The following is an 11,854-nucleotide window of genomic DNA, read 5'->3' on the forward strand; positions in this document are numbered from 1 at the left end:
AAAAGGGTTTCGCGAAGGAGGAACGTTTCGATGAGCTTAAGCATCATCCTCATGATCATTCAGGTGTTTTTCGCCATCGTGATCGGGTTATATTTCTGGAATTTGCTGCGCAACCAGCAGACGAACCGGACCGCGGTGGACCGCGAATCGCGCAAGGAAATGGACAAGCTGCGCAAGCTGCGCTCCGTGTCGCTGACGAAGCCGCTCGCGGAGAAGACGCGGCCGACGACGATGGGCGACATTATCGGGCAGAAGGAAGGGCTGCGCGCGCTGAAGGCGGCCTTGTGCGGCCAAAACCCGCAGCACGTCATCATCTACGGTCCGCCCGGCGTCGGAAAGACGGCGGCCGCCCGCGTCGTGCTCGAGGAGGCGAAGAAAAATTCGGCTTCCCCGTTCCGGTTCGACGCCAAATTCGTCGAGATGGACGCCACGACGGCGCGGTTCGACGAGCGGGGCATCGCCGATCCGCTGATCGGCTCCGTGCACGATCCGATCTACCAGGGCGCCGGCGCGATGGGCGTGGCGGGCATTCCGCAGCCGAAGGCGGGAGCCGTGACGAAGGCCCACGGCGGCATGCTGTTTATCGACGAGATCGGTGAATTGCATCCGATCCAAATGAATAAATTATTAAAAGTGCTCGAGGACCGGAAGGTGTTTCTGGAGAGCGCGTATTACAACTCCGAGGATACGAACATTCCGGGGTACATTCACGATATTTTCCAAAACGGGCTGCCTGCCGACTTTCGCCTGGTCGGGGCGACGACGCGGACGCCGCAGGAAATTCCTCCCGCGATCCGTTCGCGTTGCATGGAAATTTTTTTCCGTCCGCTCCTTCCCGACGAAATCGGCCAGATCGCACGCAACGCGGCCTATAAAATCGGGCTGAAGGATACGCCCGCCGCGATCGAGGTCGTGCAAAAATACGCGACGAACGGACGCGAGGCGGTCAACATCATCCAGCTTGCCGCAGGCATCGCCATGACCGAGCAGCGGAGCGAGCTGACGGCCGCCGACGTCGAATGGGTCGTCAACAGCAGCCAGCTGACGCCGCGCCCGGAGAAGAAAGTGCCGGCCGAGCCGCAGATCGGCTTCGTGAACGGACTGGCCGTATACGGACCGAACATGGGCACGCTGCTCGAAATCGAAGTGACGGCGATTCCGGCCTCCGTCCCGCAAGGCGGATCGTTCACGATTACCGGCGTCGTCGACGAGGAGGAGATGGGCGGCGGTTCGAAGACGCTTCGCCGCAAAAGCATGGCGCGCGGCTCGATCGAAAACGTGCTGACCGTTCTCCGCCGGCTCGGGATGAGCCCGTACGATTACGATCTGCATATCAACTTCCCGGGCGGCATTCCGATCGACGGGCCTTCGGCGGGCGTCTCGATGGCGACCGCGATCGCTTCCGCCATTCGCCGCATTCCGATCGACAATAAGATCGCGATGACCGGCGAGGTGAGCATTCACGGCAAGGTGAAGCCGGTCGGCGGCGTCGTGGCGAAGGTCGAGGCGGCGTTCCAGGCCGGAGCGACCCGCGTCGTCATTCCGAAAGAAAACTGGCAGGAAATATTCGCCGGGCTGAACGGCGTCCAAGTCATTCCCGTCGACACGGTCGAGGAAGTGCTGCAGCACGCGCTCGGATTGCGCGTCGAAGAAGCGTCGTTCGGGGTGGCGAACGGCGCCGACGTGCTCGTCGCCTCGCCGCTGCCTTACCTGCAGGCGCGCTCCGAAGGCTGAAATAACGGATACGGACGCCGCGTCCTTCCGCTTTATACGTTTGCCGTTCCCCGGTTTCCGCCAGAACGTCGGCCGGGGAGCGGCAAATTGGTGTTTTAACCGCAGTTTTGATAAAATGATGCTTACACTGGTTTGATGACAACTTTGTGAACGCAAAGTTCAGGAGGTGCAGGAGCATGGGACCGAACAAACCGAAAGTGCGCCGCTTGCCTCTACTTCCGCTGCGGGGGCTGCTTGTATACCCGAGCATGGTGCTTCATCTGGACGTAGGCCGTGAAAAATCGGTCAAAGCGCTGGAGCAGGCGATGGTTGACGATAGCATGATTCTCCTCTGTTCGCAATCGGAGGTTAATATCGAAGAGCCGCAGAAGGACGATATTTATTTGATCGGCACGATTTCCAAAGTGCGGCAAATGCTCAAGCTGCCGAACGGAACGATCCGCGTTCTCGTCGAAGGGATCGTCCGGGCCGAAATCGTCGAATACGTGGCGAACACCGATTATTACGAAGTGACGGTGAAGGAGCTGCCGGAGCAGGAGACGACCGATTCGGAAATCGACGCGCTCATGCGCACCGTGCTCAGCCAGTTCGAGCATTACATCAACTTGTCGAAAAAGGTGACGCCCGAAACGCTCGCCGCCGTATCCGACATCGACGAGCCGGGCCGTCTGGCCGACGTCATTACGAGCCACCTGTCGCTCAAAATCAAAGACAAGCAAGAAATTCTCGAAACGGTCGAGGTGCGCGAGCGGCTCGAGAAGCTGCTCGGGTTTTTGAACAACGAACGGGAAGTGCTCGAGCTCGAACGCAAAATCAACCAGCGCGTCAAGAAGCAGATGGAAAAGACGCAGAAGGAATATTACTTGCGCGAGCAAATGAAGGCGATCCAGAAGGAGCTCGGCGAGAAGGAAGGCCGCGCGGGTGAGGCGGAGGAGCTTCGCTCCCAGCTGGAGGAAGCCGGGGTGCCGGACAAAGTGCGGGAGAAAATCGAGAAGGAGATCGACCGTCTCGAGAAAATGCCCGCGACGTCCGCCGAAGGCGCCGTCATCCGCAACTACGTCGACTGGCTGCTCGGCCTGCCGTGGTCGAAACGGACCGAGGACGATTTGGACATCAAGAAGGCCGAGCATATTTTGAACGAGGACCATTACGGCTTGGATAAGCCGAAGGAGCGGGTGCTCGAATATTTGGCCGTCCAGCAGCTCGTGCAGAAGATGAAAGGGCCCATTCTGTGCCTGGTCGGGCCGCCCGGAGTCGGCAAAACGTCGATCGCGCGATCGATCGCCCGTTCGCTCAACCGCAAATTTATCCGCATCTCGCTCGGCGGCGTCCGGGACGAAGCGGAAATTCGCGGCCATCGGCGCACGTACGTCGGAGCGATGCCGGGGCGCATTATCCAAGGGTTGAAAAACGCGGGAAGCAACAATCCGGTCATGCTGCTCGACGAGATCGACAAGATGGCGATGGATTTTCGCGGGGACCCCGCTTCGGCGCTGCTGGAAGTGCTGGATCCCGAGCAGAACAGCACTTTTAGCGATCATTATATCGAGTTGCCCTTCGATCTGTCGAACGTCATGTTCGTGACGACGGCGAATGCGGTCCATAACATTCCGCGTCCGCTGCTAGATCGGATGGAGATGCTGTACATTCCGGGGTATACGGAAATCGAGAAGCTGCAAATCGCGAAGCGTTATTTGCTGCCGAAGCAGATCAAGGACCACGGCTTGACCGAGGAACAGCTGAAGACGGACGATGCGACGCTCATGAAGGTGATCCGGGAATATACCCGCGAAGCCGGCGTCCGCAACCTCGAGCAGCAGGTGGCGAGCTTGTGCCGCAAAACGGCGAAGGAGATCGTGTCGGGCGAGAAAGAAGCGATTGCGATCACCCCGGACAACTTGAAGGACTATCTCGGTCCGGCCAAGTTCCGCGTCAATTTGGCCGATCAGGAAGACCAGGTCGGCGCCGTCAACGGGCTCGCCTGGACCGAGGTGGGCGGCGATACGCTCGTCATCGAGGTGACCGTCATGCCGGGCAGCGGCAAGCTGACGCTGACGGGGAAGCTCGGGGACGTCATGAAGGAGTCGGCGCAGGCCGCGTTCAGCTATACGCGGTCTCGGGCGGAGCAGCTTCATATTCCGCCGGATTTTCACGAGAAAAACGACATCCACGTCCATATCCCGGAAGGCGCCATTCCGAAGGACGGACCGTCCGCCGGCATTACGATGGCGACGGCGCTCATCTCCGCGCTGACGAACATTCCCGTCTCCAAGTCGGTCGCCATGACGGGAGAGATCACGCTGCGCGGGCGCGTGCTGCCGATCGGCGGGCTGAAGGAGAAGTCGCTCGCCGCGCACCGCGCGGGCGTCAAGACGATCCTCATGCCGAAAGACAACGAGAAGGATTTGCAGGACATTCCGGAAATCGTCCGCAGCGAGCTGACGTTCATTCCGGTGCACCATATGGATCAAGTGCTGGAGCATGCTCTCGTGCGGCCGGTCTCGATCGGGTAACGGGAGAGGGGAAACCAGATGCGCGTGACGCAAGCGGAATTCATAATCAGCGCGGTCGGGCCGGACCAATATCCGGCCGACGGTTTGCCGGAAATCGCGCTGGCCGGCCGTTCCAACGTCGGCAAATCGTCGCTGATCAACAAGATGATCCAGCGCAAAAATTTGGCCAGAACGAGCTCGCAGCCCGGCAAAACGCAAACGTTGAACTATTATCGGATCAACGGCGAGCTTTATTTCGTCGATTTGCCCGGATACGGCTATGCGAAAGTGTCGAAGTCGCAGCGGGAGCAATGGGGGAAGTTTATCGAGAGTTATTTGCTGAAGCGGGAGCTGCTGCGCGCGCTTCTGCTGCTCATCGATATCCGCCACCCCCCGACCCGCGACGACGTCGCCATGTACGACTGGCTCAGCCACTACGGCATCCCGGTATGCATCGTGGCGACGAAGGCGGATAAAGTGCCCCGCGGCAAATGGCAGAAGCACGTCAAAGTGATCCGGGAAACGCTGTTCGTGCGGGGCGGCGACCCGATCGTCGTCTTCTCGTCGGAGACGGGCCAGGGCAAGGACGAATTGTGGAGCCTGATCCTGGAGCGGGCCGGCAAGAGCGCTCTTGCCGGAGAAGCGGCGCCGGAGGCGGCTTCCGAAGCGGACTGAATCAGTCCGCTTTTTGCCGTCTCGCGGATGCCGTTCCGAAACCGCTAAGTTGGGGAGGATAACGGAGAGATCGATGGAACGGTTTCATTTCTCCGCGGATCGCAGCCGATTTTTCAGAATTTTGCTTGTTTTCAGCGAAAAAAAAGCAGGAATAATGACCGCCGATATAGTATAATTAATTAAGGTAAGTGGAAACGAATCCGGTCCGTTTCGGACGAAGCGGCGCGGGTTCACGGGTTTAAAAAATAGAATCGAGGGATTTTTATGGCTCAGCGGTTAGCGACGGAATATGTCAAAACCTGCTTGACTTTAACGGAAGCCGAAATGATCCAGTTCATGAAGTTGTTCGAAGAGCAAGGCGTGCATACGGAAGGCAAGGCGACCGGAGACGGAAGCCGCGAAATCGTGCTCCGGGACGATTCCGGAGAAGAAGTGGTGCTTACGTTCCTGAAGCAAGGAGATCGATACGCGTGCGAAGGCTCGTGCCGCGTCAGCGATCCGAAGCTGGCCAACTTGATCCGCAAGGCGGTGTCGCAGTTCAAGGGCGACGCGATCGTAAACCGGATTTATCCGGCTTTCACGATGAAGTATGTATACAAAAGAGGCTCCGTCGTACAAATTTCCGAGATCGTATCCGGTAAGCATAAGTTGGTTTACGAATACAAAGACACGGTCGGACAGCTCGAAAGACTGTACCGGCAGCAGCATGTGGAACAGCAAATCTCGCAGGTATACGTCCGAATCGACGAGCTGCTGGACGAACGGAACCGTTCGGAAAGCGCCGCCGGCCAACGGACCGTGGACGAACAGCTGGCGCGGCTCGCGCACAAACTGTTCGAACTGGAAGCTTGACCATCCGACCCGACACCGAAAGCAAAGAGCCGCAAGGCTCTTTTTTTGTATGGACTGAAAATCGGCCGGCTCCGCGTATCTTGTATCATCATGCGATCGGGGGGAACGTGTACATGAAATGGTTGGACATGATCCGGGAAGGGGCGTCCCGCGCCGCGGACAAAGCCCAGCGAACGGTGGAGATGACGAAAACGGCGGCGCTGATCGCCGGCAAGCGCAAGCAAATCCGCAACCTCCATACGCGGATCGGCGTCGCCGTGTACGGCGCTTACCGCGGCGGCGACTTTACGTCTTCCGGTCCGGACGTCGTCCGCTTGTCGGCGCAAATCGAAGCGCTGGAGCGCGAAATCGGGTCGCTGGAACTCGAGCTGGCTCGGCTGAACCGGGAAAAGGCTTGCGCCTGCGGCAAGCTGGTGCCGTACGGCGCCCGCTTCTGCCCCGAATGCGGCAAACGGTTCGAGACGGCGCCGGAAACGATCGACGCCGCCGTCGAGGTCGAGGCGACGCTCCGTTGCGTCCGCTGCGACGCGGAGCTCGATGCGGGGGACCGGTTTTGCCTGCGCTGCGGCTCGGATCAAAGCGAAGCGCCGCAAGGACGCCCGGAGGAGACCGCGTACCGCCACCCGAGACATGGCGAGGACGAGCGATAACGGGCGGCTCGGAAGCGACGCCGTACAAGGCCGCCCCAAAAAGTTTCGCCCGTACTCCCGTCCTAAGGCACATTTCCCCAGAGGCTCACATACGTTGAGTACGGGAATGGGAGCTGCCGCGGAAGGCAATTCGTCCCTTAACAAAAAAAACTATTGCTTTTCTGGGCGATAGATGTTATTTTTATTTTCGTTGAAAACAATATAGGAACCAGGATTCACTCAGGACATGTAATGTTGCGAGAGATTATTCCCTCGAGAAGTGAATGACGTAGGTCCTAGCGGATGAAATCCAACAATTTTATTCCTAGGAAGGGGGAACCGAAAGATGGAATACTCTACTTTCGGGAGACACGTTGCCGTCGATACTTGGGGAGCCGACTTCGAGCTGCTGAACAATGCCGAATGGCTGCAAGCGCAAATGGTCGAAGCTGCGGAGGTTTGCGGCGCAACGGTATTGTCCGTGCAGGCGAAGCAATTCGAGCCACAAGGGGCAACCGTGTTGGTTATGCTTTCGGAGAGCCACATCTCGATTCACACGTATCCTGAGAAAGGATTCGCGGCCCTGGATTGTTACACGTGCGGGGAAACCGTCGACCCGCAGGCGGCGATCGACTACCTGGTTTCGGTTCTGAAGCCGGAGCGCACTTACGCGAAGAAGCTGATTCGCGGCGTCGGCGAGATGACGGTCGAGACGCCAGTCATGAGTCAAGCGGTCTTGGCGAAATAAGAAACGTTAGTCAACAGCATTTTCATAGAGAAGACGATAACCATGGGAAACCATGGTTATTTGTTTTCGGTTCGTCCCATACAATGGAACGGGAGGCGGGTTCCATGGGACGAAAAGCGGGTTTTCGCAAAGCCGGCGTCTGGATCGTGCTGGTCGTGCTGATCGGCTGGCCGGCGTATCGCATTTACGGGTATATGACGCAGCATCCGGCCTCGTACGACGCGGCGATGCTGCTGTATCAGGTGTCGCAATTCCAGATCGAGCTGCTCAACAGCTCGCTCGCCGAAGCGGCCAAGGCGGGCGCCACCGACGAGCTCGATTCGCTTCGGGTGGCCGCCTATTCGGCTCATTACACCCACGAGCGGCTGGCGATGGCCGTCGGCGACGGGAAACTGACGCGGCTCGATTCGATCGAGCGGCTCGTGCAGGTCGTCATCCGGCTGCAAATCGGCGGCGAGCGCGCGATCAAGCCGGAGGAGAAGGAGACGCTGGCCAAGGCGTCGGCGATGTTCAAGGACATGTACGAAGGGTACGGAAAGCTTCTGTCGTCGTCCGGCAAGGTCGTCTCGTCGCAAAGCGACAAGCTCGCCAAGCTGGACGCGGAGCTCGACGAATGGCTTCAAAAGAGGCTGCTTCGGTAAGAGGAGCGGTTGAATACGGGATGGGCTTTCCGACCAGACTAGGGAAAGGATCATGCCGGACGGTTCAACATTTAGTCAAACTTTCGGCCTTCCCGGTTTGTCGAACTGTGGTATAATGGGAAAAGATTTTTGTAGGGGCTCTCGAAGGCAGGTGATTGCGATGCACATTATTGCGGTAGGTCTCAACTATCGGACGGCTCCCGTCGAAATCCGGGAACAGTTCGCTTTTGACGAATCATTGCTTCCTCTGGCGCTGCGGCGGTTGAAGGAGACGAAGAGCATACTGGAATGCGTCATCGTCAGCACGTGCAACCGGACGGAGCTGTACGCCGTCGTCGACAGGCTGTACATGTGCGGCCATTACGTCCGCAATTTCCTGGAGACGTGGTTCGGCATTCCGCGCGAGAAGATGAAGGATTACTTGTATATATACGAAGACCGGCAGGCGATCGAGCATCTGTTCCGCGTCACGGCGGGGCTCGATTCGATGGTGATCGGGGAGACGCAAATTCTCGGCCAAGTGCGCGACGCCTTCCTGAAAGCCCAGTCGGAGAAAGCGACGGGCACGCTGTTCAACATGCTGTTCAAGCAAGCGGTCACGATGGCGAAGCGGGCCCATTCGGAAACGTCGATCGGCGAAAATCCGGTGTCCGTCAGCTACGCGGCGGTCGAGCTCGGCAAGCGGATATTCGGCGATTTTCGCGGCAAGACGGTGCTGATCGTGGGTGCCGGCAAAATGAGCGAGCTGACGCTCAAGCATTTGACCGGCGGTGGCGCCGAGAAGGTCGTCGTCGTCAACCGGACGTTCGAGAAGGCGGTCGAGCTGGCCGCCAAGACGAACGGGACGGCGCGGCCGATCGAGCGTCTGGCGGACGAGCTGGCGCAAGCCGACATCGTCATCAGCTCTACGGGCGCCGCCGGCTACGTGCTGACGCGGGATATGGTGCAGCAGGCGGTACGGTCGCGCAAGCTGCGTCCGCTGTTCATGATCGACATCGCGGTGCCGAGAGACATCGATCCGGCGATCGCCGGGCTGTCGAACGTTTATTTGTACGACATCGACGATCTGGAGCTCATCGTCGAGACGAATTTGAACGAACGGCGCAAGGAAGCGGCCAAAATCGAGCTCATGATCGCGAAGGAAATCGAATCGTTCGAGCAGTGGTACAAGCTGCTCGGCGTCAGCCCCGTCATCCGGGCGCTGCAGGAAAAGTCGGCGGCGATCCACGAGGAGACGATGGCCAGCATGCTGAACAAGCTTCCCGATTTGGACGAGCGGGAAATTACGGTCATCCGCAAGCTGACGAAAAGCATGCTCAACCAGATGATGCGCGACCCGATCATGCGCGTCAAGGAGCTGGCCGGCGAACGGCGCGGCGACGAGGCGCTCGGCATGTTCACGCATCTGTTCGCCCTCGAAGAGCGGCTCCGGCTGGCGGAGGAAGAGGAGGCGGCGCAATCGGCGGCCGACAAGAAAAAGGACGCTTCATCCGAACCGGAAGAGCGCGACCGGAAGCATCGCGTCGTCGTTGCCGGCAGCGAGCTGCTGGCCGGCTCCTAAGAAGGAGCGGTTCCGATGCTGAGCAATACGTGGATTTACGATGCGATTTTGTATATATATGCCCTGAGCCTGCTGTTTTCTTTCTCCGACGTGGCGACCAAAAACCGGAGTGCAAAGCGGATGGGAACAGGGCTCCTTGCATTTGTATGGCTTCTTCAATCCGCATTTATCGTATACCGGATTCAGGAGCACCAGTACATGCCGGTGCTGACGATGTTCGAGGCGTTATTTTTTTATTCGTGGGTGCTCGTCGCCGTTTCGCTGATGATGAATTGGTTTTTGCGGCTCGATCTGCTCGTCTTTCTGGTCAACGTGGCGGGGTTCGCCATATTGGCGCTCAACTTTTTCAGCGACCCGTCGGTGACGCCGATCAGCGAGCAGTGGGAGGCGCGCGACGAGCTCGTGTTCATCCACATTACGCTGGCGATCGCCAGCTACGCGGCGTTTCTCATCGCGGCGCTGCTGTCGGGCATGTACCTGTTCATGCACCGGAAGCTGAAGGGGAAGCGGTGGTCGGCCGTCATGACGCGGTTTCCGAGCCTGGACAAAATCGAAGGCTATACATACCGCGCCGTGCTGATCGGGATTCCGCTGCTGCTGTCCTCGGTGGCGCTCGGCATCGCCAAAATCGCGCTGGACGGGGACGCCAGACTGCTGGCCGACCCGAAAGTGCTGAGCTCGTTGTTCAGCGTCGCGGTGTATGCGTTTTATTTGCAGCAGCGAATGACGGCCAAGCAGCCGGGCTTTATGCTCGCGTTTTGGAATTTGGCGGCGTTCACCGTCGTCGTCATCAATTTCTCGCTGTTCAACGTATACTCCGGGTTTCATCAATGGATATGGATGTGAGTCGGGATGCGGACGTTATATCCGATGATGGCGGATATCGCCGGCCGACCGTGCTTGATCGTAGGCGGCGGAACGGTGGCGGAGCGGAAGGCGGCCGGGCTGCTGGATGCCGGAGCGGCGGTGACGGTTGTCAGCCCGGACGTAACGCCGCGCATCGCCGCCTGGGCGGCGGAGGGCCGGCTGTCGCACATCTCGCGGGCGTATGAGTCCGCCGACGGCGAAGGAATGGCGCTCGTCTTCGCCGCGACCGACCGGCCGGACGTGAACGAGCGGGTGCATGCGGACGCGACGTCGCGCGGCCAGCCCGTCAACGTCGCGGATCGCCCGGAGCTGTGCAGCTTCGTCGTCCCGGCCGTCTGGCGGCGGGGGCATCTGCTCGTCGCCGTCTCGACGTCGGGGACGAGCCCGATGGCGTCGGCCCGGATCCGCGACCGCATCGAAGCGGCGATCGGAGACGGGATCGACGCTTTTCTCGAATTTGCCGACGAATACAGGCGGCTTGTCCAAGCGCGCGTGCCGGACCCGGCACGGCGCAAGGAGCTGCTCGGACGGCTGTTCGCGGACGAGGCGCTCGAGCTCGTCCGGGCGGGACGCTGGGATTCGATGCGGGCCCGGCTGCTGGCCGGGCTGGAGGGCGGGACGCGGATGCCTTCGGCCGCTCGCTCCGGCGAAGAACGCGAGGGCGGCGAGGCGCTCGCGCAACCAGACACGGAAGGAAGCGAATGAACATGATGCGGACGGTAAAGGTAGGAACGCGCCAAAGCGCGCTCGCCTTGACGCAAACGAATCAAGTGATCGATCGGCTGCGGCGGATCGCGGACGACGCCGGTATCGAATGCCGGTTCGAAATCCATAAAATCGTCACCCGCGGCGATCAAATATTGGACGTTACGCTGTCCAAGGTAGGCGGTAAAGGATTGTTCGTCAAGGAGATCGAGCAGGCGCTGCTTGACGGCGAAATCGACATGGCCGTTCACAGCATGAAGGATATGCCGTGGGAGCGCCAGCCCGGCCTGATCGTCGGCGCGACGCCGGAGCGGGTCGATCCGCGCGATTGCGTCGTCACCCGCGGCGGCGTTCCGCTCGCCGAGCTGCCGCGCGGCGCGCGCGTCGGCACGAGCAGCCTCCGGCGCTCGGCGCAGCTGCTCGCGTACCGACCCGACCTGAAGGTCGAGTCGATCCGCGGCAATATCGATTCGCGGCTGCGCAAGCTCGAATCGGAAGGGTTCGACGCGGTCGTGCTGGCCGCCGCCGGCTTGCACCGGATGGGCTGGAGCGACCGCATCAGCGACTACGTGTCGCCGGACGTCTGCGTGCCGGCGGTGGCGCAAGGCGCGCTCGGCATCGAATGCCGGGCCGACGACACGTTCATGCTCGACCTGCTCGGCCGGCTCGACCATGCGCCGACGGCGTTCGCCGTCCGGGCCGAGCGGCAATTTCTCGGCCGTCTGAACGGCGGCTGCCAAATTCCGATCGGCGCGTACGCGATCGTGCGCGACGAAGCCGATGGCGGACGGCTCGAGATGACGGCGATCGTCGGATCGCCGGACGGAAGCCGGCTGCTCAAGGAATGGGGACGTGGAGACGATCCCGAGGCGCTGGGCGATTTGCTCGCGGAGCGGCTGCTCGCGCAAGGGGCGGACTCGATATTGGGCGAGCTGAGAGGATGATGGCGC

Annotated in this window: 11 protein-coding genes; all 11 read left to right on the forward strand. The window is 60.1% G+C overall.

The window, feature by feature from the left end; translation table 11 throughout:
- Positions 1–30: 30 nt before the first annotated feature.
- Positions 31–1,734: an ATP-dependent protease LonB gene (gene lonB, locus DLM86_RS22270; RefSeq protein ID WP_110842272.1), complete on the forward strand. Its 1,704-nt coding sequence runs from the start codon at positions 31–33 to the stop codon at positions 1,732–1,734.
- A gap of 176 nt (positions 1,735–1,910) precedes the next feature.
- Entirely contained in the window at positions 1,911–4,247 is a 2,337-nt protein-coding gene (lon, locus tag DLM86_RS22275; protein ID WP_110842273.1) for an endopeptidase La, read from the forward strand.
- An 18-nt stretch (positions 4,248–4,265) separates the two neighbouring features.
- Positions 4,266–4,901, forward strand: a complete 636-nt coding sequence (gene yihA / locus DLM86_RS22280; RefSeq protein ID WP_110842274.1) for a ribosome biogenesis GTP-binding protein YihA/YsxC — start codon at positions 4,266–4,268, stop codon at positions 4,899–4,901.
- A gap of 264 nt (positions 4,902–5,165) precedes the next feature.
- The gene (locus DLM86_RS22285; RefSeq protein ID WP_110842275.1) at positions 5,166–5,753 is read left to right on the forward strand and encodes a non-ribosomal peptide synthetase module; all 588 of its coding nucleotides are present in this window, start codon (positions 5,166–5,168) and stop codon (positions 5,751–5,753) included.
- Positions 5,754–5,866: 113 nt separating this feature from the next.
- Positions 5,867–6,403, forward strand: a complete 537-nt coding sequence (locus DLM86_RS22290) for a zinc ribbon domain-containing protein (protein WP_110842276.1) — start codon at positions 5,867–5,869, stop codon at positions 6,401–6,403.
- Positions 6,404–6,728: 325 nt separating this feature from the next.
- Positions 6,729–7,130, forward strand: a complete 402-nt coding sequence (gene speD, locus DLM86_RS22295; protein ID WP_110842277.1) for an adenosylmethionine decarboxylase — start codon at positions 6,729–6,731, stop codon at positions 7,128–7,130.
- Between the two features lie 104 nt (positions 7,131–7,234).
- Positions 7,235–7,771 (forward strand): hypothetical protein, encoded by a 537-nt coding sequence (locus DLM86_RS22300; RefSeq protein WP_110842278.1) that lies wholly within the window; start codon positions 7,235–7,237, stop codon positions 7,769–7,771.
- A 160-nt stretch (positions 7,772–7,931) separates the two neighbouring features.
- Positions 7,932–9,332 (forward strand): glutamyl-tRNA reductase, encoded by a 1,401-nt coding sequence (gene hemA, locus DLM86_RS22305; protein ID WP_110842279.1) that lies wholly within the window; start codon positions 7,932–7,934, stop codon positions 9,330–9,332.
- A gap of 15 nt (positions 9,333–9,347) precedes the next feature.
- Positions 9,348–10,178, forward strand: a complete 831-nt coding sequence (locus DLM86_RS22310) for a cytochrome C assembly family protein (RefSeq protein ID WP_110842280.1) — start codon at positions 9,348–9,350, stop codon at positions 10,176–10,178.
- Positions 10,179–10,184: 6 nt separating this feature from the next.
- Entirely contained in the window at positions 10,185–10,904 is a 720-nt protein-coding gene (locus DLM86_RS22315; RefSeq protein WP_110842281.1) for a precorrin-2 dehydrogenase/sirohydrochlorin ferrochelatase family protein, read from the forward strand.
- A gap of 5 nt (positions 10,905–10,909) precedes the next feature.
- A complete protein-coding gene (hemC, locus tag DLM86_RS22320; protein ID WP_110842351.1) occupies positions 10,910–11,848 on the forward strand; it encodes a hydroxymethylbilane synthase in 939 nt (312 codons plus the stop codon).
- The last annotated feature ends 6 nt before the right edge of the window (positions 11,849–11,854 follow it).

The sequence above is a fragment of the Paenibacillus flagellatus genome (assembly GCF_003217775.1).
GTDB lineage: Bacteria > Bacillota > Bacilli > Paenibacillales > NBRC-103111 > Paenibacillus_AB > Paenibacillus_AB flagellatus.

What these genes read in the sequence shown, in the direction of transcription:
- speD (WP_110842277.1), top strand. Translation starts at nt 6,729, where the DNA reads ATGGAATACTCTACTTTCGGGAGACACGTTGCCGTCGATACTTGGGGA.
- hemC (WP_110842351.1), top strand. Translation starts at nt 10,910, where the DNA reads ATGCGGACGGTAAAGGTAGGAACGCGCCAAAGCGCGCTCGCCTTGACG.
- lon (WP_110842273.1), top strand. Translation starts at nt 1,911, where the DNA reads ATGGGACCGAACAAACCGAAAGTGCGCCGCTTGCCTCTACTTCCGCTG.
- yihA (WP_110842274.1), top strand. Translation starts at nt 4,266, where the DNA reads ATGCGCGTGACGCAAGCGGAATTCATAATCAGCGCGGTCGGGCCGGAC.
- DLM86_RS22315 (WP_110842281.1), top strand. Translation starts at nt 10,185, where the DNA reads ATGCGGACGTTATATCCGATGATGGCGGATATCGCCGGCCGACCGTGC.
- DLM86_RS22300 (WP_110842278.1), top strand. Translation starts at nt 7,235, where the DNA reads ATGGGACGAAAAGCGGGTTTTCGCAAAGCCGGCGTCTGGATCGTGCTG.
- DLM86_RS22285 (WP_110842275.1), top strand. Translation starts at nt 5,166, where the DNA reads ATGGCTCAGCGGTTAGCGACGGAATATGTCAAAACCTGCTTGACTTTA.
- hemA (WP_110842279.1), top strand. Translation starts at nt 7,932, where the DNA reads ATGCACATTATTGCGGTAGGTCTCAACTATCGGACGGCTCCCGTCGAA.
- DLM86_RS22290 (WP_110842276.1), top strand. Translation starts at nt 5,867, where the DNA reads ATGAAATGGTTGGACATGATCCGGGAAGGGGCGTCCCGCGCCGCGGAC.
- lonB (WP_110842272.1), top strand. Translation starts at nt 31, where the DNA reads ATGAGCTTAAGCATCATCCTCATGATCATTCAGGTGTTTTTCGCCATC.
- DLM86_RS22310 (WP_110842280.1), top strand. Translation starts at nt 9,348, where the DNA reads ATGCTGAGCAATACGTGGATTTACGATGCGATTTTGTATATATATGCC.